Genomic DNA, 21,011 nt, shown 5'->3' with positions numbered 1-21,011 from the left:
AAGTTAGATGATGAAGCTCCAGACGCTGAATGTGAGTCGGTAAAGGATGTTAGCCCCCTCTACTCGCAAGAGTACGTATCCGCCCTGCTACACGACATCTCAACTCTGGAACAGGTTCTGCGGCACATCCACGGTGCAGCGCTCGACATAACCGTCCACAGAGCGGCAATAGCCAAAGCCGCTTAATACGCTACCAAGAAGGAGAATCGCAATGGATAAATTCAGCGAACCCAATGACAACCTAGCAGATGCGATGAATTCACTAAGAGGATGGAAGCAAATAGCCCACGCAGCAGAGAAGCGAATATCCGCCCTGCTGGCAGAGCTGGAAGCGTCAAAGCAGTACGCGAAAGAGCGTGATGCCGAGAATGAAAGTCTCGCGCTAACGGTAGGCCGGTTACGCGTTGAGCTACATAACGAGGGCGCTGCAAATGCCCACGCTTATGAACGCATTCGTGAACTGGAAAAGCGGCTGGCTACGCCGGTGCGGTTGCCGAACAAGAACGATGATGAATTTTGGTTCGATGGCGTGTTCCAGGTAGCGAAGTTTGACCGTGCAGTTGAACGAGCCATCAGCGCGGCAGGATTCAAGTTTGCGGGGGATGAGTAGCCATGGTCATGAATATGATGGATGGATTGAAATTCGTGAAGTACCCAGAGCATGCGGTTCTGGCTGACGGCACGCCATGCGTGTTTTGCAATACTCGCAAGCCAGATAGCCAAACAATTGGCGGCCCGGGTAGCGTGAGAATCTGTCGCGAGTGCGTGTCTCTATGCAATGACATTTTTGCAGATAGAGATAAAGATGCCCAGCAAAAGACTATCGCAGCCCTTGCTGAAATTGAGCAAAGCATGCCGGATGGATATCAGCCGCAAGAACTGATCTCGGCGATTTACCAGGCTGTCAATGATGGGAAGGTTAGCGGATTGGAGGTTGTTTCATGACACAGAAACTAATGACAGAAGAACTACGCCAAATCGTAGAAACTGACCACGTACAGTGCGGCGATGCTGCTGCAATGGCCCGCGAACTCCTGGTTAATCGGGAAGCGCAGCCAATAGTCAGCATCGGTGAGGACGAACTCAATGCTGCATTGCAACTGCATCGCCTGAAGGTCGAAGGACACAGCCAGCTTTCTGACGCGTTCAGAGCCGGGTTTAAATATGCTCGTCGTACCGCCCCGCCAGCGCCAGCAGTGCCGGATTGCTTCCTAGAACTGCTGAAACATGCCAGCGGCATGGCAATGGGTACTGACTGGAATAACGGCACAGCCGCCAAGCATCACCGCGAAAAGCTGCGCGAAGCGGTCAATGCCTGCCGCGCCGCAATGCTGGCTCAACCTGTAAGTCGCGGTTACAAGTTGGTGCCGGTTGAGCCGACACCAAAGCAGTGGGCTGCAGGCGTAAAGGCCATGGATGCCGGGATGGATAAGGTCACGCTCGTCTATAAAGCAATGCTGGCAACAGCACCGGAGGGCGACAATGAAAAGTGAAGACCAGCGCCGGGCCGACGCCAGAGACCGGAAGCGCGCACAGCGCCAGCGCGAAAGAGAAGCGGCGAGCAGCGTCGCTGCAAGCGGTCGGCACCGGATTACGTTCGAGGTTAGCGATCACATCTTCGAGCAGATCCAGGCCAACTGCGTGGCACGGCGTCCAGGCAAAGAGCCGTACAGCGTCGATGAATATTTCGAACTGCTGGCGGTGCAGGACATCAACCAGCTAAAGCGACAGCTTGCAGAACTGGCAAGCCACAAATGCCAGTGCGGTGAGTCGATGCCAGGCCCGGCGGGTGGGTGTTTCCGCAATGGCGAAGCGGCCTGCGGTCAAACGCAGATTTGGCGTGACCTGATGTTAAAGACGCTGTGACGTGTCACATGATAACGCGTGACGAGTCACAACAAGTCACACAGCACAACGCCCGCCGCTTGGCGGTTTTTCACTGCGTGTTATGATGTTACCAAGGAGGTAATTATTATGGCTAAAGACGGTAAACTTAACGCGCAGATGGAACGTTTCTGCCAAGAGTACATCAAGACCCCGAACAACCAGACGGCGGCGGCTGCCGCTGCCGGCTATAAGAATGCGGCCGTATCCGCATCGCGCAACATGGATAGCCCAAAGGTGCAGGAACGCATTGCAGAACTGATGCAGCACCGGAACAAACGTACCAAGATCGACGCCGACTACGTGCTTAAACGCCTGGTTGAAATCGACCAGATGGATGTGTTGGACATCCTGAAAGATGACGGCGGCCTGAAGCCGATAAGCGAATGGCCGAAGGTTTGGCGCACGACGTTAAGCGGGCTGGACATTTCCACGACCATCACCAATTTCGATGAAACCACGCTTGAGAACATACTGAAGAAGATCAAGTGGCCGAACAAAGTGAAGAACCTCGAGCTGATCGGTAAGCACGTCGATGTGCAGGCATTCAAAGAACGGATGGACGTCAACGTTAACGTGGCCCTGGCTGATCGCATGGCCAACGCCCGCCGGCGCGCATTGGAGAAAAACACCAAGTGAGTGACGACGAAGAACAGCTCGAGCAGCAACTGGTTGAGGATATCGCCAGCTTCACGCATGACCCGCACGGATACGCGCTATACGCTTTCCCTTGGGGCGAGGAAGGCACCGAGCTTCACGACTCTGCCGGGCCGCGACACTGGCAGGGCGAAGCATTCGATGAGATCGGCGCTCACCTTAAAAACCCGGAGACTCGGCACCAGCCGTTACTGATTTCCCGGGCATCTGGCCACGGCATCGGTAAATCTGCCTGGATCTCTATGCTGGTGAAGTGGGGCATGGATACCTGCGAAGACTGCAAGGTAGTAGTTACCGCCAACACCGAGAACCAATTACGCACCAAGACCTGGCCGGAGATCGCCAAGTGGCAGCGCTTATCCATCACCAAAGACTGGTTTAACTGCACGGCAACCGCTATCTATGCCAATGACCCAGCGCATGCCAAATCTTGGCGCGCCGACGCCGTTCCGTGGTCGGAGAACAACACCGAGGCATTCGCCGGGCTTCACAACAAAGGTAAGCGCATCATCCTGATTTTCGATGAGGCATCCAACATTGCCGATCTGGTGTGGGAAGTTGCCGAGGGCGCGCTGACCGATGAAGGGACAGAGATTATCTGGGTAGCGTTCGGGAACCCGACGCGCAACATGGGCCGGTTCCGCGAGTGTTTCCGCAAGTACCGGCACCGCTGGAAGGGTAAACAGATAGATAGCCGTACAGTGGAAGGCACCAACAAAGAGCAGATCGCCAAGTGGGAGCAGGACAACGGCGAGGATAGCGACTTCTTCAAGGTTCGCGTGCGTGGTGTTTTCCCTGATGCTTCAGAGACGCAGTTCATCCCAACGGGCCTGACCGATGCAGCACTGGCGCGGGTGGTTACCGAGCGCGACGTGGCCCATGCCCCGACCATCATCGGTGTTGACCCGGCATACTCCGGCACGGATGACGCAGTGATCTACATGCGGCGCGGGCTGCATGCGAAACTGCTCTGGCGCGGTAGCAAGACAACCGACGAGCTGATCATGGCCAAGCGAATTGCCGATTACGAGGACCAGTACCAGGCAGACGCGGTGCATATCGATTTCGGATATGGCACAGGCATCCACTCGATCGGTGCGGGGTGGGGGCGCTCATGGACTCTGGTGCCATTTGGTAGCGCCTCGAGTGATCCACAGATGCTGAATAAGCGCGGTGAGATGTACAACAATGCCAAGGCATGGCTTAAGCTCGGCGGCGCACTGGACGAACGCGAGACGGCGGAGGATTTATCAGCGGCTGAGTACAAGGTGAGGGTAGACGGGAAAATCGTGCTTGAAGAGAAGGCCGACATTAAGAAGCGGTTAGGGCGGTCACCCGGCTGCGGTGATGCCTTTGTGCTGACGTTCGCTTATCCAGTGACGAAACGCCAGCATGCTCTACCCGGTGAGAAGCGCGGGGCCGCCGTTACCGACTACGATCCGTATGCATAAAAAAGCCCGCGGATGCGGGCTGTTACTTCAATGCTTGGCATCATCTGATATCAATATCAGGAACAATTACTGAAGGCTTGAAGGTGACGCGGTAGAAATATTTGCTTGCCTTAACGCCGTCAATTTGTTCCATGAACCATGTAACGTTATCGCTAAGTCCGAGCATGTGCTTTTTGTACTGGTTCGGGCCAACCATGCAGATGACGCCAAGCGTTGTTGCTGTGCTGGTATTATCTTTCGAGCAAAGCCCCTCAATGGTAAGGACGTAGTCACCAGTTATGCCGTTATAAAAAACAAACCGGCGATTAACTTCGAAGTTGTCAGATGCTGTGCTCAGGTTCTTTGATACAACATCAGCATCGTTAACATCGCAGGCAGATAGCGCCAGAACTGCCAGCAGCATTAATAATTTTTTCATCACATCTACCTCACAGTTTAATTTTGTCGAATGCGGCACTGATGTTTTCGGCGATCGCTTCCAGGTCTTGTTTGCTTTCACAGGCGCCGCGGTCGATCAGTACGCTGCGCAAAGCATCAAGCTTGGCGTGGTATCGAGCCATAGCCTCTTGTTGCTTGTCGTGGTGGTCTGGGGTGAATTCGATTAATGCTTTAGTCATGGCGGGGCCTCGTTAAAAAAATGCCCGCGCAAGGCGGGCGAAGTGGTACACACAGCTTTAGGGTGTTAACGGTCTCAGCTATCGCGAAGCCACATCCACCAAGTACCGACATACTCCCCAGCAATAGGCACCTGTTTAAGTTCGGATGAAGCTTCGCGATAGATCATCGAGAGCACCGATACCAGTTTTATACTGTGTAAAGTGATAGAGGCTGGCTCGGCTTACGCTCTCAATGATTACCATAAAGGTAATTTGTTTTGATTATAACGTCAACAAAATAGTCAAAATAAGCATCATATGGTTTAATTGGTAATTATTTGGGAGGGTTACGCGCATGTGCATGAGTTCGCCAAAGGTTTCATCAGCTCCACAGGTACAGGCTGCGCCACAGTCGCAGGACGCCGCTGTCGTTGATGCCGCCGACAAGGACAAAGCTCGCCGCCGCGCCGCTGCCGGTCAGCAGTCCACGATCCTCACTGGTGCGCAAGGCGCAACCGGGCAGGCCAGCACCACCGGCAAAACTCTGTTGGGTGGCTAATCATGGCTGAACAGGAAACCCGCAAGCAGTTTCTGCAGAATCAGTTATCGCAGCTTATTACTGCGCGTTCGTCTTATGACTCGCACTGGAAAGAGCTGAGTGATTTCATCCTGCCTAACTGTGGGCGCTTCCTGACTACAGATGCCGGACGCAACAAACGCAACACCAAGGTTGTTGACCCTACCGGCGGCCTTGCTTCACGCACTCTCGAATCAGGCATGCTGTCCGGCATCACAAGCCCGACACGGCCATGGTTCTCACTGAACACGCCGAACAAACAGTTGATGGATAGCTGGCCGGTCAAGATGTGGCTTTCTCAGGTCGTTGAACTTATGAACGACGTGATGAACAAATCGAACTGGTACCAGTCGCTGACCGTTCTCTATCGCTACCTGGGCACGTTTGCCACTGGAGCGATTTCCATACTGGAAGATGACGAAGACGTGATCCGCACGCATGTGCTGCCGATCGGGAGTTACTACATCTCGAACAGCGACCGCCTGCAGGTTGATACCGTGTTCCGCAAGTTTTCCATGACCTGCCGCCAACTGGTGGCAAAGTTCGGTCTGGAGAATGTCAGCGATAGCGTTAAATCCGCATGGGATACCGGCGCATATGAAACGTGGTTTGAAGTGGTGCATGCAGTATTGCCGAACACCAACCGCGACACCGGGAAGCTGAATTCGAAGAACAAGCGATACAGCTCCGTTTACTACGAGCCGGGCGGTTCTGGCGACAAGTTGCTGAGTGAGTCCGGTTTCGATGAAATGCCAATCCTTGTGCCGCGCTGGGACATCAACGGTGAGGATGCTTACGGCTCATCCTGCCCTGGCATTCTGGCTTTGGGTGGTGTTAAGGCGCTGCAGCTTCAGCAGAAGCGCAAAGACCAGGCGATCGACAAGCTGGTTAACCCGCCGATGATGGCCCCAAGCTCGATGAAGAATGAGCGCCTTTCCCTGCTTCCAGGGGACGTCACATATTACAACGGTGCCGGAGATACCCAGGGATTTAAGCCTGTATACGAAATTAACCCACGCATTAGCGAATTACTGGAAAGCATTCAGGACGGGCGCCAGCTCACCAACGAATGCTACTTCGTTCCGCTGTTCAACATGTTCAGCAACATCAACACCCGCAGCATGCCGATCGAAGCCGTCAACGAGATGCGCGACGAGAAGATGCTGCAGATCGGGCCGGTACTCGACCGCCTGAATGATGAGCTGCTCGACCCTGCCATCGATCGAATCTTCAACATCATGAACCGTCGCGGCATGTTGCCGCCTCCGCCAGAAGAATTACAGGGCCAGCCGCTGCGCGTGGAATATACCAGCGTGATGGCTCAGGCCCAGAAAGCCGTTGGCATTGGTTCTATCGAGCGGTTCGTTGGCTTTATCGGGAATATGACCGCCGCCGGGTTCCAGCAGGCTGCTGACAAACTCGATGTAGATCAGGCGATCGATGAATACGGGGACATGCTTGGCGTGCCGACGACTATCACCAAATCTGATGAACAGGTACAGGCAGAACGTGAACAGCGTGCACAGCAGCAGCAGGCAGCGCAGAGCCTACAGATGGGATCTGGTGCCGCTGACATTGCGAAGACGCTAAGCCAGGCAGGAACCGGCGATCCTAACTTACTGACCAGCATTCAACAGGCCATGCAGCAAGGTCAAGGGGCGCAGCAATGATGACTCGCGAACAATTGCAGCAGCGCCACGCGGAAGACGTGAAGCAGGTGATGGGCACTGAAATTGGTCGCCGATTTATCTGGGGATTGTTGACTCAGGCTGGTGTCTTTCAAACCACGTTCCGCACTGACACGAATACCACGATGTTTCTGGAAGGCAATCGCAACGCGGGCCTGGCTTTATTCAATGACGTGTTCGGCAGTTGCCCGGACTTGTATTTAAAAATGGCCGCCGAGGCCGAGAAAGACAGAGAGGCTAATCATGGCAACACAACGCCAGAAAGTGATCCGGAATGACGGCGCCGTGCAAGTCGTTGAGGTTTTAAGTGGTGGCGGATCGTCCGTGGCATGGGATGACATCACTGGGAAGCCGAACACGTTCGCGCCGGTAGCTGCAACTGCATCGGTTGTTGGTGGTGTAAAGCAGGGGGCAGCAGTGGCTAATGCCGAAGCAGCACCTACCCAAGCAGAATATAACGCATTGCTGACAGCCCTGCGCAATGCCGGAATTATCGCAACGAGTTAAGAGGCGCACATGAATTTGCTCGAACGTTTAATACATCACCGCCTGTGCAGTGAAACGCCAGCCGACGGTGGTGAAGGTGGTGGCGGGACAACTCCAGCAGCTGCTGTTGGTACTCCGGCAGATGGGACTGCTTCTGGTGATGCTGCCAATGGTGATAATCCGGCTGGCGAAGAGAAGCTGGCCACCGAGAAAACAGCCGAAGAACTCGCAGCGGAAAAAGACGCGAAAGAGAAAGCCGATAAGGAAGCAGCGGAAAAAGCTGAAAAGGAAAAGAAACCTGCCGCGCCGGAGAAATACGAGTTCACTCCGCCAGAAGGCCAAGAGCTTGATGCCAATGCGCTATCTGTTTTCGAGCCGATCGCCAAAGAATTGGGCCTGACCCAAGAACAGGCGCAAAAGCTGGTCGACATCTACCCGCAGATCCAGCAGCAACAGGCCGAAGCCTGGAGCAAGCAGGTTGCCGAGTGGGGCGAGCAGGTCAAGGCCGACAAAGAGATTGGCGGCGACAAGTTCAACGCCAGCGTAGGACTGGCGCAGCGTGCTCTGGATCAGTTTGGCAACCCTGAGTTGCGTGAATACCTGAATGCGAGCGGGCTGGGGAATCACCCGGCACTGGTTCGCTTCTGTGCAAAAGTCGGCAAGTCGATGGCTGAAGACAGCTTCGTCGTGCCAAATCAAGGCGGTCAGCGTAGCGCGGCCGACATTCTATACGGCAATAAGGAGTAATACCGAATGGCTATTAAAGGCACTAACGCGCTGACGCTAGCTGACTGGGCAAAGCGCACCGATCCCGATGGTAAAGTACCAACCATCGTAGAGCTGCTTTCGCAGACAAACCCTGTCTTAACCGACATGCTGTTTGTTGAAGGCAACTTGCCTACTGGTCACCGCACAACTGTGCGCACTGGCCTGCCAGCAGCAACATGGCGCCTGTTGAACTACGGCGTGCCATCGAGCAAATCAACCACTGCCCAGGTAACTGACAGCACCGGCATGCTGGAAACATATGCTGAGATTGACAAGTCTCTGGCCGATCTGAATGGTAACTCTGCCGAGTTCCGTCTGTCAGAAGACAACGCCTTCCTGGAAGCGATGAACCAGGCAATGGCTGAAACCATCTTCTACGGCGACACTCGCGTAAGCCCACAGCGGTTCACCGGCTTATCGGCTCGTTATAACGACAAGTCTGCAAAGAACGCGCAGAACATCGTTGATGCAGGTGGCACCGGTTCGAACCTGACTTCTGTCTGGTTGGTGGTGTGGGGCAGCAATACCGTACACGGCATTTTCCCGAAGGGACAGAAGGCTGGATTGAGCCATAACGACCTTGGCGAGCAAACCCTGAAAGATGCCAATGGCGGCCAGTATCAAGGTTATCGTACCCACTACAAGTGGGATAACGGCCTGACCGTTCGTGACTGGCGTTATGCCGTGCGCATCGCCAACATCGACACAACCAAGCTTGGTGCAGACGACGGCCCTAACTTGGCCAAGCTAATGGTTCAGGCGCTTCATCGCATTCCTAACCTGCAGATGGGTAAAGCGGTGTTCTATATGAACCGAGATGCGGCTGAGTACCTGGACATCCAGGCGACTGAAAAATCCTCACTGGCGGTCACCGTGAAAGAAACCGAGGGTATCTTCTGGACCTCGTTCCGTGGCGTGCCAGTGCGTACCTGCGATGCTCTGCTGAGCACTGAATCACAGGTTTCTTAATCCCGGCTGAGCCGCCGGGTGCGGCTCTCCTTTCTCATTGATGGAGAGACAAAATGATCCTCGATTATCTCAATATGTTCTCGCAGGCGCAGGCTGTTACGGCAACCGCGCCGTCTACCGACGTTATCGACCTCGGCCCGTTATATGCCGGTAACGATGTTCGTGATATCGGTCCTGGCTACCCAGTGGAATTCTTCGCCCAAGTGGCAACCAATGGCGCGGCTGGCGGTTCGGCTACCGTGACAATCAGTCTGCAAACTTCAAAGACCAGCGATTTCGCCAGCGCTACCACGTTGCTACAAACCGGTGCGATTGCCGTTGCTGACCTTAAGGTGGGTTATCGCTACGTCGGTACTGTGCCGCACGGTGTGCAGCGCTACCTGCGCGTCAACTATACAGTTGCGTCTGGCCCGCTTACTGCTGGTGCTTTCACTGCTGGCCTGCTGCTGGATGCTGACGCACAACGCAGCTATGCAAGCGCCTTCCAAATCACCGTTTAATGGGGCGTGACATGTCACAAACGAAAATGTACCGCGTCACACGTAAGTCATTCATCAACGGCCACCTGCTGGAAGAGGGCGATACCATCGAATACGACGGCAAGGCTGGCGACAATCTTCAACTGATCGATGGCGAAGGCCACCTGCTGGAAGAGGGCGGTGGTGATGGTGGCGGTGACGACAGCACTAACCTGGAAAAGCTTCGTCAGCAGTATGAAGAGTTGTTCAACGAGAAACCACACTTCAACACCGGCGCGGCTAAGTTGCAGGCTGCTATCGATGAAAAGCGTAAAGAGTTAGGCGTTTAATCTCATAGGGGCTTCGGCCCCTCTATTCCCTGGAGTCCTCGCATGAAAACCGTAAACCTCAAAATCGGCACCGACACATACGAAAGCGAAGGTGGAAAGCCTGAAACGCGTGACGAATATCCGTGGGGGCTTCGCTTTACTCTGAACAACGACACGCTGGAAAAGCTGGGGATCCAACTTCCAAAGGTTGGCGAGATGCTTACGGTTGGTGGTATGGCAAAGGTTTTATCTGTCTCAACCCGTACTGAAGGCGATAAAGCCGAAAGCAGTGTTGATCTGCAGTTCACCGACATTGGCATTGAGCCAGCAGCCGCACCGCAGCGTTCTGCTGCCGATACTCTTTATGGCGAAGCAGGGGGCGAGTAATGGCATCCGTTATCCAGATCTGCAACGTTGCGCTTAGCCGACTTGGCAACAGCCGGGTGATCGCTAGCCTCACCGAAAAGAGCAAAGAAGCCGCTGCATGTAACCTTTTCTATGAGGATTGCCGGGATGCTGTGCTTGCTGATTTCCCATGGCGTTTTGCTACCAAGCGTGTTGCTCTTGCCGATCTGGGTATCGAACAACCTGATTGGCAGTACAGCTACCGCTACCCAACTGACTGCATGCGCATTGTCGCGATAGTCTCTCCGGACGGGGAGCGATTCGTTACGCCGGAACAACGCGTTCCGTATGAGGTTGGTTCTGATGAAAACGGTACTGGGCGCTTGATACTTACAGATCTGCCGAAAGCATGGCTGCGCTATGTATCAAAAGTGACCGACCCCAATATGTTTGACGCGGAATTCCGCGACGCGCTTGCCTGGCGCCTGGCCGCCGAAGTCAACATGCAGATCACTGGCGATGCAAACCTTGGCAACCGTGCCGAGCAGAAGTACCAGCTAACAATTTCTTCGGCTTCCACATTGAGCATGAATGAAACCCAGGAGCCGCCGGCGCCGTGGTCTGAGGTTTCCGACGCGAGGGCATCATAATGACAACCAGCCTCATCCAGCCATCCTTTGCCGGCGGCGAGGTATCGCCAAGCCTTTACGGCCGTGTTGACCTGGAGAAGTACCAGACATCGCTGCGCCGCTGCCGTAACTTCATCGTCCGCCAATATGGTGGCGTAGAGAATCGCCCTGGTACACGTTACGTGGCGCCAGCCAAATATCCCGATCGAAAGTGCCGGCTGATCCCGTTCCAGTTCAACACTGAGCAAACCTATGTGCTAGAAGTCGGTGACCACTATTTCCGCGTGTTCATGGATGGTGCTCAGGTTGTTTACTCATCTGGTGCCAGCGTTGGCCAACCGGTAGATGTGGCAACGCCATGGGCTGCTGGCGATATCGATCTGCTGAAGTACACGCAAAGCGCGGACGTGATGACGGTATGCCATCCCAATTACCCGCCGATGGAGATCCAACGATACGCACATGATGATTGGCGTACCGCAGCGGTGGTTACGGTCAGCGGCCCATTCGCCAACGTCAATATTGATGAGGCGATCACCGTCTACGCCAGCGCAACGAGCGGCACCGTAACGTTGACGGCCAGTGCTTCAATATTCAAAAGCTGGCACGTTGGCGGCCTGTTCTACATGGAGCAGAAAAACGTTGATACGGTAGGCCGATGGGTTACCGGTGAGCAAGTCGCCGTTGGAAATCTATGCCGCTACCAGGAGAATTATTATCGCTGTGTAGATGCAGGAGAGCGTAGCCATACCGGTCCTGTTGCTCCTTCTCATACCACGGGCGATAGTTGGGACGGCTGGGCAGTTGCCGGTTCTGATGCCTATGGTGTCAAGTGGCGCTATTTGCATTCTGGTCGCGGTATTTGCCGCATCACTGCCGTTAGTGGTGATGGTCTGACTGCTACCGCCGACGTGGTGATCCGCAAGGATGGCGATATTGAACTTCCCGGGCAGGTGGTTGGTGAATCCTCAGCAACATACAAATGGGCGCATTATGCCTGGAATGGTGATGCTGGCTACCCTGGTACCGTCGTTTATTTCCAGCAACGGCTGATGTTTGCCGGATCCCGCAGCCAGCCGCAAACAATATGGACTAGCCGCAGCGGTGACTATAAAGACTTTGGCACATCAAACCCAACCGTTGACGATGACGCGATCACCTACACCTACGCCGGGCGGCAACTTAATCAGATCCGCCACCTGATTGATGTAGGTTCACTCGTTGCCCTTACCAGCGGCGGGGAATACAAGGTAAACGGAAACCAGCAGGGCACGTTAACACCATCAGCCTTCCAATTTGCCAGCCAGGGACAGAACGGAGCCAGCCATGTACAGCCGATAGCTATCAGCAACGTCGCGCTATTCATCCAGCAGAAGGGCGGCGCAGTGCGCGATCTGGCTTACTCGTTCGACGTTGATGGCTTCCAAGGTTCTGACCTGACCATTCTTGCCAACCATTTCTTTACCGGATTCCAGATCACTGATTGGGCTTTCTCAATTACACCGATGTCTGTTGTCTGGTGTGTACGTAATGACGGATCGCTTCTCGGCCTCACATACATGCGGGATCAGCAGGTTGCAGCGTGGCACCTACACCCGGGTGCTGGCCGATATGAATCCCTATGCAGCATTGCCGAAGATACCGAGGATGCTCTCTATTGCGTCGTGGAGCGAACCATTAACGGGCAGCAGCGGCGTTACATCGAACGTATGCAAACCCGTCTATACACTGACATGGATGATGCCTTTTTCGTTGACTGTGGGCTGACATACGACGGCAGGAACCGCGATGCCAGTAAAACTATGAAGCTTACCGGGGGAACCGGGAACTGGCCATACGACGAAGAGATAACGCTTTCCGTGTCCGGCGCCAGTTACTTCACGTCCGGTGATGTTGGCAGCGAAATTCACATGCCGTATTTCGAAGACGACGAAAACAAAATCCTTAAGCTGCTGATCCGCGCCGTGGTGAGCGGCAACCAGGCGACCGTAACCAGCAACCGTGATGTTCCTGAGCAATTTCGTGGTGAGGCTGTCGGTAACTGGAGCATGGCGCGCATGACCTTTTCCGGGCTTGAGCATATCGAAGGGCAAGCGGTGAGCATCCTTTCCGACGCCAACGTTGAACCGCAGAAAGTTGTCACCGGCGGCAGCATAACCCTGGAGAAAGCTGGTGCCGTTGTGCATGCAGGCCTGCCGATCGCAGCGGTCATTGAAACACTCGACGTCAACCTGAACGGTAACGAAACCTTACTCGACAAGAAGAAGCTCTTCACAAGCGCCTCTCTGTTGGTCAACGAATCACGCGGCGTATTTGCGGCGACACCTGGTTGCAAGTTCTACGAGTACGCCCAGCGTGATGATGAATTTTATGATGAACCGGTCGATCCGAAGACGGGAACCATTGAATTACAATTGGATGCTAACTGGGGCAAGAATGGCCGACTGATTGTAGAACAGAACGATCCGCTGCCGATGACCATTCTGGCCGTTATCCCGCGAGTAACTGTAGGGGGCTTTTAGTGCGTAAGGTTGAAGTTGTCGAGGCCACATTGGAACACGTAGCGGCATTACTGCCGCACGTTAGACAGGCTGACGTGGACGAATTCGAAGCGATGAGCGGAAAGACACCGGCGCAGGTTCTGGAGTTGGCCCTGCGCACTTCGGCTTTTTCCTTCGCTGGTCTGATCAACGGCCAGGTGGTGACCATCTTTGGCGTGGCTCCGCGTTCCATTATCACCGGTTCCGGCGTTCCTTGGCTTGTTGGTTCTGATCTGCTGGAACGTTATCAGGCAACTTTCCTCCGACGGTGCCGGCCGGTGTTGCAGTTATTCCTGCAGCATTACCCGGTGCTGGAAAACTACGTTGATGCCCGCAACACTGCGGCTAAAAGTTGGCTGCACTGGATGGGATTCACCATCCATGAAGCGCAACCGGTCGGCCGTGCTGGCCTTCCATTCCACAGATTCGATATGAGACGAGGTGACCATGTGTGAGCCAACAACCATCGTTGCAGTTGGTGCCCTGGTAGTTGGTGCCATCAGTGCATACGGTCAGCAGCAGCAAGGTAAAAATGCCCAGAAAGTTGCTAATGCCAACGCTGACGCACAAGAGATAGCCGCCAAGGACGCGATAAATACCGGTAATGCTCAGGCTGACCAGCAACGGCAGCAGACGCGGCAACTGCAGGGCCAGCAGGCGGCGGCATTCGGTGCGGCCGGTACCGACATGACCAGCGGCAGCGCGCTTAATATCTTCGGTAATACTGCCCAGGGCGGGCAGCTCGACTCGCTGACGACAATCAACAACGCCGAACGGCAGGGGGCCGGGCTTAACTTCCAGGCAGGGGTTAGCCGCGCGCAGGGCCAGATGGATCGCAGTGCTGCTAACCTCGGGGCCACAACTACCATCCTGAACTCAGCATTAACGGCATATGGCTCCTACCAATCCTCGGGCGCGCTGAATAAGCCGGCTGCTTCAGGCGGTGGATCATCAAGCAATAACATGTTCAACAACGCCCGCGGCAGCCGTTACGGCTCCAACGCATACACATTCTAAGGGGGAGCGATGCCAACAGTACCGGTGTACCAGCGCCAGTCACAATCCGAGATGGCGCCAGTCAATACGCAAAACCTCCGCATCCCCCAGGGCAACGGATTAACAGCGTTGGCTGATGTTGGAGCTAATGCTCTTGGCGTTTACCAGCAGCAGCGAGAGCGCGAGGATCTGGCATTCGCTCAGAATGCACTGCTGCAGTTCAACCAGCAGGCCGATGACCTGATTAATAACCCGCAGACCGGTCTGATTACCAAGCAGGGCGCAAATGCCATTGGGCAGGGTGAGCAGGTAGCAGGGCAGCTTAGCCAGATGGCTGGATCGGCTTTCGACTCAATTCCAGACGGTCCCGTAAAAGAGAAATTCCGTAACCAATTCGCGGCCGCCGGGCAGCCGATCGCAAATCGTGCGCGGCAATATGAAGTTGGCCAGCGCCAGCAATTTGAAGTCGGTCAGCAGCAAGGGCTATTGGCGAACCTGCAAACACAGGCCGAAAACAGCTTCGATGATAACGAAGGGTTCGTTAACACCAACTTGCTGGCCAGAGAGCAAATCATGGCATTCGGTCAGGCTCACGGCCAAAGCCCGGAAGAGATCGAGGCCAATTGGGTTAACTTCCGTGAGAATTCAGCGAAGGCTGCCTTAAATGCTCAGCTTGCCGCTGGACGTTTCGATCAGTTTTTGGCGCGCAACGGGGAGCCGTCTGATGTTGGCGGAATGCCTCGAGTCACTGCACATGGTAATTCTTCTGCTGCGCGTGGGCTGCGAAATAATAACCCTGGAAACATCGAAGCCAGCTCTGAAAATCCATGGGAAGGGCAAGCCGGAAGTGACGGGCGATTTGCAAAATTTGAAACGCCCGAGCATGGGATCCGTGCGCTGGGAAAAAACCTGCTTTCTTACCAGAGACAGGGTTATGACACGGTATCCGAGATCGTTAATCGCTGGGCGCCGGCCTCTGATGGCAATGACACTGATTCCTATATCAAAGCTTTGTGTGGAGCACTGGGCATTGGAGCCAATGATCAGGTAGACATGAGCAACCCACGAACCCTGGCCGCGCTGTGCGCCGGTATCGTGAAGCATGAGAACGGAAGCCAGCCATATACTACTGAACAGCTTGGGGCTGGCGTTAGCGCAGCGCTAGGCCTATCCGCGCTGGAGTCATCGAAACGTCGCACCGGTAACGCAGCCTTTGATGCCGCCAGTCCGGCGACGCAGGGAACCTATCTCCGCCAGGCTCAGGCAATGCAGAACGAGCAGCGCGCGCTTTATGCCCAGCAACTTGGCACATCGTTGAAGGATGCATATTCAGCCTTTGATGAAGGCCTGCAGCCTGGTCAATTGCCAACGCAGGCAGATTTGATAAACGCCTACGGCCCGGCCAAAGGACTTCGCCAGTGGCAGGACCTGCAGGATCAACAGAGCTATGGCGGGGTAATTGGAGCAGCAAAAGATATGTCGCCAGCCGGCCGCCAAGACTTGCTCGAGCGCCTGCGCCCATCAGACCCTAATGCAGCTAACTTCGCAGCAAATCAGCAGCGATGGGACAAGATGCAGGCCAAGTTTAAGCAGCTCGATACGGAATGGGAAAAGAATCAAGGCAGCAGCAGATTTGAATCATCACTGCAGAACAACTTTCCACTGGACCCAAATGATAAAAACAACCAGGCGGCTGCTGACCATTATTTTGATCGTCAGGTCGCGCCTGGCTTCAATATCAACAACGCCGACAGCATGAACCAGGTCGCTGAGATAACCACAAAATCCGGCATGCTGCCAACACAGATCAAGACGATGCTCACTGCAGGGGCTACATCCCGCGATCCTGCCGTCGTTGTCCCAATGGCCAAGATGTACGGGCATATTTTCGATAACAATCCGGCGGCGGCCACTGGTGTTGATAAGGGGGCCATGGCGTTCTATTCGAAAGTTTACGCCTATGACCGTGCTGGTGTGCCTGCCGAGAAAGCTGTTGATATGGCCTACAACCAGGTCTATCAGCAGGACGATCGCTTGAAGCAGATGATTAGCCAACAGGTCAGGGATAAAGACTACATCAAGGCCAGATCCACCGCAGCGCAGGACAATATCAATAGCCTTTCGCCGTCGTGGACAAGATTCGGATCGCCAAACATCACCAGTTCAGGCCAGGCGAACCAGTTGTACCAGCGGGACTACCAGACCATTTACGATGCTAACTTTGCCCAGACCGGCGGAGATGCTGATCAGGCTAAGGCCATGACCAATGCCATGATTAAAAAGGTATGGGCGGTATCGACCATTAACGGGAAAGAAGAGGTGATGAAATATGCGCCGGAAGCAGTGTATGGCGTTACAAACGGTTCTGGTAACTGGATCCAAGGCCAATGGGAAGAAGAAAAACGGGCATTGAAATGGGCATCGTTCGGCGGAGCGCGCGATGATACAGATTTGGTATTGGTGCCGGACGCGGTGACACCGCGAGATCAGAGCTATAGCGTTATGCTCCGCCAGAAAAATGCTGAAGGTTACGACGATGTTCGCCCATATTACGGCGAAAATGGCATGCCTCTGCGATTTAAGCCTGAGCAACAAACGTCGCCAATGTACAAGCAAACAATGGGAGTTCAGCAACAGAGAGTCGAAGCAGCGCGCGCGGCGCGACTGGAAGAACAGCAGCCAGCATTTACCAATCAACAGGGTTATGTTCCACCTGATCTAACTAAACCATTTGGCACCGGCATTGCTAACCAGTTGCCGAGCAATATCACAGCAGGGGGCCAATAATGCCAACGTATGAAATGAAACCTGATGATCTGCTTTCTGCTGATGTCCAGACCATTCCACAGCCTGATGATAGTTCGGCATATCTTGAAACACCGTCATTACTTTCGGCAATCAATCCATTCACCGACAACCAGCAGGTGCAGCGCGGACGTGACGCGGCTTTCCGGTTGGATAACTCCCTTGGTAGCTTCATCGCAACTGCGCCATTTAGCCAGTTTGACAAAGTTGATGGGTATAACCCTTTCGACAACGACGCAGCAGACCTAAAGGGATATGAGGATTATGCTGATTCATTTATTGATGCTGGTTCCCCTGATGAGATGCGAGCTATAAAGAGCCGTATCGATCGACAGATGCAAGACCGGCAATACCTTGCGGAGACCGGCGGGGCTGGAACAATCTCCAGCTTGGCTATGGGCCTTATTGATCCGATAAACCTGGCATCAATGTTTGTCCCTGCCGGTGCCGTAGTGCGCGGTGGTGAGGTTGCAGCTACTGCTGGCAGATTTGCCCTGGCCAATGCCGTTGGCGGTGTAGCGTCAGAGGCAGCACTGAGCGCCACTCAGGAAACCCGCACATTGGAAGAGAGCGCGGCAAACGTGGCCGTTGACGCGATGGTCGGCGGCATCCTTGGAGCCGGTGCCCAGTTACTTGCCGGTGCCGGGCAACGCGCCGCAGTATCTGAAGCGGTGGCCAGTAATCTGCGAGGCAATGACTCGCCACAAAGCATCGGTGCAGCTCAGGTTTTCAACACAACACTGGATCAGGAGCAGTTGGCTGGTCTTGGTTTGATTAACAAAACCCTGAGCGTTAACCCAGGCGGCCGCCTGGCGCAGTCACCATCGCGTGCGTCTCGAGCCATTAACCAACAATTGGCAGAAAACAACTATTACTTTGCCAAGAACGACGAAGGGCTGGCCACATTCACCGCGGCGGAAACCAAGATAAAGCAATACGATGCAATGCTCTACAAACAGATGGAGTCCACTAAAGACGCCTACCAGGCTTACAGCAAGAGCATTCGTTCTGCAGGTGGGCAGCGGATGAATTTCGTTGATTTCAATGAAGCTGTTGGAATGGCAATGCGCCGCGGGGATCAGAGTGAAATTCCAGAAGTGGCTCAGGCAGCAGCGCAGATCCGCCCGATGTTTGAGGCGACCAAAGTCCGCATGCAAGAACTCGGCATTTTGCCGGAAGACGTTGACGTTTCTACAGCGCAAAGCTACCTACCACGCATTTACAAATTCGATAAAATTTTGTCTGACCGCACAGAGTTCCGTGGGCGCATTGCTAATTGGATCCAGGGTATCAGCAGCAAAGGTGCCGATGCGGCTGGCACACGGATAGAGAAAATTGACTCCGGTCTTACTGCTGCGGCAGAAGCACAACCACGCGCCAAGGTGCTTGCCGACGAGATCGCAGCGGCGGAGTCATGGTCTGGACGTAAAACTGAACTCATGGATGAGGTGGGTAACCGGACTAAACTTGTTGGCCAAGAGCAGGACTTAACCGCCAGGCTTGAAAAGCAACAGTCTCAACTGGCCACGGCCAAAAATCAGAAGCTGATCACCCGTCTTAATAAAGAGGTATCCGACCTGCGCACCAAGCTGGATGATGTCGCCAGGGCTAAGGAAGAACTGCCAACCCTGCAGCGTCATCTGGATCTGTTGGATAACCCGCGTAAGCATCGCTCAGAACTGCGCAAGTTGCAGAAGAAGGCCAACTCCACGACCAGACTTAACGCAAGCCGTGAGCGTGCACTGAAGGCGATGGAGCCACTTTCCAGAGAAGAGGCAGAGGATGCCGCTGATGAGATCGTCAATAAGATAATTGGCGCACCTTCCGGCCTGGTACCGGCTCAGCTTTTGCCTGAAAAAATAATTGGCCGAGCAGGCTTCACGAAAAGCCGTAGCCTGCTTATCCCAGACGAACGAATTGAGGACTTTCTGGAATCTGATATCAACCATGTAATGGAGAGTTATCTGCGCCAAGTCGGGCCGGAAATCGAGCTAACCGCGCAATTTGGCAGCAAGGATATGGGCGAGCAAATCCGCCAGGTTTCAGAGGAGTACACACAATTAATCAAGGATGCCAAGACACCGAAGGAACGTGGAAGGCTTGAGAAGCAGCGTGATGCTGATCTGCGAGACATAGAGGCAATGCGAGATAGGCTGATCGGCACGTATGGAGCACCGAAAGACCCGCGCAGTTTCTTTGTCCGTGCTGGACGTGTAGCGCGAAATATCAACTTCCTACGCCTGCTTGGCGGCATGACCATTTCGGCGGCTACTGACTTGATGCGCCCGGTGATGCAGCATGGACTCAGTAAATCGCTGCGTCCAATGGGCGCAATGCTCCGCAACATGTCAGCCGTGAAAGTGGCCACAAAAGACCTGCGAGAAATGGCGGTTGGCCTTGATTACGTGCTGTCTACCAGGACAAAGGCTATTGCCGACCTGACCGATCCATACAGCCGACGCTCGGCTTTTGAGCGCGGGCTTAACTGGGGAACGCAGAAGTTCGGCAATTGGACGCTGATGAACCAGTGGAACAGCGCTCTTAAGTCGTGGTCAGGGCTGATTGTGCAGTCGCGCATCCTGGACAATGCACAACTGCTGGCAGCCGGGAAAGAAGTGCCACAGAAGGAGATCAGAAAGCTGGCGCAAATCGGCATCGATCAGAGCATGTTGCGGCGCATCAGCGATCAGTTTTCCAAGCATGGCGAAGATATGGATGGGCTTTTGACTGGCCACAGCCACCTATGGGACGACCGTGCGGTGCGTGAGGCTTTCCAGTCAGCAGTGCTGAAAGACGTTGACTCAACCGTAGTGACACCAGGTGTCGGCGATACCCCGTTGATGATGAGTAATGAAGTCGGCAAGATGATCCTGCAGTTCAAGACCTTTATTTTTGCGCAGCATAACCGGGTGGTCGCCTCCGGAATCCAGCAGGGTGATGCATCGTTCTACCTTGGGGCGATGGGCACGATAGCGCTCGGCGCAATGGTCTACGTCATGAAGCAAAAACTTAGCGGCCGCGATATCGACTACAGCCCTAACAACCTGGTGAAAGAGGGTATCGACCGCGCTGGCATGATTGGCTGGCTGTCAGAACCACTGAACGCTGTGGAGAATATCAGCGGCGGCCGGTTCGGACTTGGCGCCATGTTCGGTGCTCCGCCGGTGTCACGCTTCCAGAGCCGTAACGCCATCGGTGCCCTGATGGGCCCAACGTTTGATATGGCTGGAGATGGGGCGGTGATCGCAAATGGTGTGCTTAACGGAGAATTTGACGACAAGCAAACACATGCGGTCAGGAAGTTGCTACCATATCAGAACCTGTTTTATATCTCCCCGCTGCTTAATCGGGTGGAAGAACAACTTAAATAGAACAGTCTTTTTCTGAAACGGTGAAAGAGAATAATGGAACTTCAGTAGCCGCTTCAAAATGATAGTTTAAGGTTGTTTTCCTTTGTCTGAAAGTATCAAAAAATAAATTTCCATCACCAAAAGGTGCACAGTATGTGTTCACTATGCTTCTCTTGGTATGCGTTATGATTCCTTGGTCAGGGATCATTGATTCGCCTTTTGGCTTGTTTGTGTCTACTGCTCCAATTTTTACCATGATAGTTATATCTTTATCGGTTGCCTCTAAAAAGGTGACTCTTACGCTCCTGTTAACCTGCTCAGGGGCACCAACAATAATCGGCTTCAAGTTGTTGGCCATTTCTCCATCCAGAGGGATACTAACCGGTATATCATCAGCTATTGAACAAAATGACGGTAAAAGTAACGCTGCGGCGAATATTGTTGATTTCATTTTTAATAATCCATTAGCGAAATAAATGGGGA

The 21,011-nt window shown here is 54.1% G+C and carries 25 protein-coding genes; 22 read left to right on the top strand and 3 right to left on the bottom strand.

What is annotated here, in order from left to right; genetic code table 11:
- The 7 genes from AC2FC2_RS20840 to AC2FC2_RS20810 form a co-directional block, all read left to right on the top strand.
- On the top strand, window positions 1–186 hold a 186-nt coding region (locus AC2FC2_RS20840), incomplete at its 5' end, for a hypothetical protein (protein WP_490659849.1).
- A gap of 25 nt (window positions 187–211) precedes the next feature.
- A complete protein-coding gene (locus AC2FC2_RS20835) occupies window positions 212–610 on the top strand; it encodes an ead/Ea22-like family protein (RefSeq protein ID WP_490659848.1) in 399 nt (132 codons plus the stop codon).
- Window positions 611–612: 2 nt separating this feature from the next.
- The gene (locus AC2FC2_RS20830; protein WP_490659847.1) at window positions 613–945 is read left to right on the top strand and encodes a ClpX C4-type zinc finger protein; all 333 of its coding nucleotides are present in this window, start codon (window positions 613–615) and stop codon (window positions 943–945) included.
- A complete protein-coding gene (locus tag AC2FC2_RS20825) occupies window positions 942–1,493 on the top strand; it encodes a hypothetical protein (RefSeq protein ID WP_490659846.1) in 552 nt (183 codons plus the stop codon). The genes AC2FC2_RS20830 and AC2FC2_RS20825 overlap by 4 nt, the downstream gene beginning before the upstream one ends.
- Window positions 1,483–1,866, top strand: a complete 384-nt coding sequence (locus tag AC2FC2_RS20820) for a hypothetical protein (protein ID WP_174574604.1) — start codon at window positions 1,483–1,485, stop codon at window positions 1,864–1,866. The genes AC2FC2_RS20825 and AC2FC2_RS20820 overlap by 11 nt, the downstream gene beginning before the upstream one ends.
- A 108-nt stretch (window positions 1,867–1,974) precedes the next feature.
- A complete protein-coding gene (locus AC2FC2_RS20815; RefSeq protein WP_490659845.1) occupies window positions 1,975–2,523 on the top strand; it encodes a terminase small subunit in 549 nt (182 codons plus the stop codon).
- Window positions 2,520–3,992, top strand: a complete 1,473-nt coding sequence (locus AC2FC2_RS20810) for a terminase (RefSeq protein WP_207979830.1) — start codon at window positions 2,520–2,522, stop codon at window positions 3,990–3,992. The genes AC2FC2_RS20815 and AC2FC2_RS20810 overlap by 4 nt, the downstream gene beginning before the upstream one ends.
- A 40-nt stretch (window positions 3,993–4,032) precedes the next feature.
- Here AC2FC2_RS20810 and AC2FC2_RS20805 read toward each other — a convergent pair whose 3' ends face one another.
- Both AC2FC2_RS20805 and AC2FC2_RS20800 read right to left on the bottom strand, forming a co-directional pair.
- Window positions 4,033–4,410, bottom strand: a complete 378-nt coding sequence (locus AC2FC2_RS20805; RefSeq protein WP_490659844.1) for a beta-sandwich lipoprotein — start codon at window positions 4,408–4,410, stop codon at window positions 4,033–4,035.
- Between the two features lie 10 nt (window positions 4,411–4,420).
- Window positions 4,421–4,609 (bottom strand): hypothetical protein, encoded by a 189-nt coding sequence (locus AC2FC2_RS20800; protein WP_490659843.1) that lies wholly within the window; start codon window positions 4,607–4,609, stop codon window positions 4,421–4,423.
- Window positions 4,610–4,943: 334 nt separating this feature from the next.
- On the opposite strand from AC2FC2_RS20800, the gene AC2FC2_RS20795 reads away from it, so the two are divergent.
- The 15 genes from AC2FC2_RS20795 to AC2FC2_RS20725 are packed head-to-tail and all read left to right on the top strand — an operon-like array spanning window position 4,944 to window position 20,549.
- Complete coding sequence (locus AC2FC2_RS20795) at window positions 4,944–5,147, top strand: hypothetical protein (protein WP_129941407.1); 204 nt, start codon at window positions 4,944–4,946, stop codon at window positions 5,145–5,147.
- A 2-nt stretch (window positions 5,148–5,149) separates the two neighbouring features.
- Window positions 5,150–6,835: a portal protein gene (locus AC2FC2_RS20790; RefSeq protein ID WP_490659842.1), complete on the top strand. Its 1,686-nt coding sequence runs from the start codon at window positions 5,150–5,152 to the stop codon at window positions 6,833–6,835.
- Complete coding sequence (locus tag AC2FC2_RS20785) at window positions 6,832–7,131, top strand: Bbp19 family protein (protein WP_490659841.1); 300 nt, start codon at window positions 6,832–6,834, stop codon at window positions 7,129–7,131. The genes AC2FC2_RS20790 and AC2FC2_RS20785 overlap by 4 nt, the downstream gene beginning before the upstream one ends.
- Window positions 7,097–7,360: a head fiber protein gene (locus tag AC2FC2_RS20780; protein WP_490659840.1), complete on the top strand. Its 264-nt coding sequence runs from the start codon at window positions 7,097–7,099 to the stop codon at window positions 7,358–7,360. Before AC2FC2_RS20785 ends, AC2FC2_RS20780 begins: the two co-directional genes overlap by 35 nt.
- 9 nt (window positions 7,361–7,369) lie before the next feature.
- On the top strand, window positions 7,370–8,086 hold the full coding sequence (locus AC2FC2_RS20775) for a peptidase (protein ID WP_490659839.1): 717 nt from the start codon (window positions 7,370–7,372) through the stop codon (window positions 8,084–8,086).
- A gap of 6 nt (window positions 8,087–8,092) precedes the next feature.
- The gene (locus tag AC2FC2_RS20770) at window positions 8,093–9,076 is read left to right on the top strand and encodes a major capsid protein (protein ID WP_414618612.1); all 984 of its coding nucleotides are present in this window, start codon (window positions 8,093–8,095) and stop codon (window positions 9,074–9,076) included.
- Between the two features lie 53 nt (window positions 9,077–9,129).
- Window positions 9,130–9,576, top strand: coding sequence for a Bbp16 family capsid cement protein (locus AC2FC2_RS20765; RefSeq protein WP_490659838.1), 447 nt, complete (start codon window positions 9,130–9,132; stop codon window positions 9,574–9,576).
- An 11-nt stretch (window positions 9,577–9,587) separates the two neighbouring features.
- On the top strand, window positions 9,588–9,884 hold the full coding sequence (locus AC2FC2_RS20760; RefSeq protein WP_490659837.1) for a hypothetical protein: 297 nt from the start codon (window positions 9,588–9,590) through the stop codon (window positions 9,882–9,884).
- Window positions 9,885–9,926: 42 nt separating this feature from the next.
- Window positions 9,927–10,250 (top strand): capsid staple protein, encoded by a 324-nt coding sequence (gene gp10 / locus AC2FC2_RS20755; protein WP_409325124.1) that lies wholly within the window; start codon window positions 9,927–9,929, stop codon window positions 10,248–10,250.
- Window positions 10,250–10,858: a phage connector family protein gene (locus tag AC2FC2_RS20750; RefSeq protein ID WP_490659836.1), complete on the top strand. Its 609-nt coding sequence runs from the start codon at window positions 10,250–10,252 to the stop codon at window positions 10,856–10,858. The genes gp10 and AC2FC2_RS20750 overlap by 1 nt, the downstream gene beginning before the upstream one ends.
- Entirely contained in the window at window positions 10,858–13,359 is a 2,502-nt protein-coding gene (locus AC2FC2_RS20745; RefSeq protein WP_490659835.1) for a phage tail protein, read from the top strand. Before AC2FC2_RS20750 ends, AC2FC2_RS20745 begins: the two co-directional genes overlap by 1 nt.
- Window positions 13,359–13,832 carry a hypothetical protein gene (locus AC2FC2_RS20740; RefSeq protein WP_490659834.1) on the top strand — a complete coding sequence of 158 codons (474 nt, stop codon included), beginning with the start codon at window positions 13,359–13,361 and terminating at the stop codon, window positions 13,830–13,832. The genes AC2FC2_RS20745 and AC2FC2_RS20740 overlap by 1 nt, the downstream gene beginning before the upstream one ends.
- On the top strand, window positions 13,825–14,394 hold the full coding sequence (locus AC2FC2_RS20735) for a hypothetical protein (protein WP_259281584.1): 570 nt from the start codon (window positions 13,825–13,827) through the stop codon (window positions 14,392–14,394). The genes AC2FC2_RS20740 and AC2FC2_RS20735 overlap by 8 nt, the downstream gene beginning before the upstream one ends.
- 9 nt (window positions 14,395–14,403) lie before the next feature.
- Window positions 14,404–17,160 (top strand): hypothetical protein, encoded by a 2,757-nt coding sequence (locus AC2FC2_RS20730; RefSeq protein WP_490659833.1) that lies wholly within the window; start codon window positions 14,404–14,406, stop codon window positions 17,158–17,160.
- Window positions 17,160–20,549 carry a hypothetical protein gene (locus AC2FC2_RS20725; protein WP_490659832.1) on the top strand — a complete coding sequence of 1,130 codons (3,390 nt, stop codon included), beginning with the start codon at window positions 17,160–17,162 and terminating at the stop codon, window positions 20,547–20,549. Before AC2FC2_RS20730 ends, AC2FC2_RS20725 begins: the two co-directional genes overlap by 1 nt.
- On the opposite strand, the gene AC2FC2_RS20720 is transcribed toward AC2FC2_RS20725, so the two are convergent.
- Entirely contained in the window at window positions 20,542–20,979 is a 438-nt protein-coding gene (locus tag AC2FC2_RS20720) for a hypothetical protein (RefSeq protein ID WP_490659831.1), read from the bottom strand. The two genes, AC2FC2_RS20725 and AC2FC2_RS20720, sit on opposite strands and share 8 nt — an antisense overlap.
- Between the last annotated feature and the right edge of the window lie 32 nt (window positions 20,980–21,011).

It is taken from the genome of Serratia sp. CoH_122_TC_1 (assembly GCF_058191755.1).
This window is presented reverse-complemented; position numbering and strand designations above follow the sequence as displayed.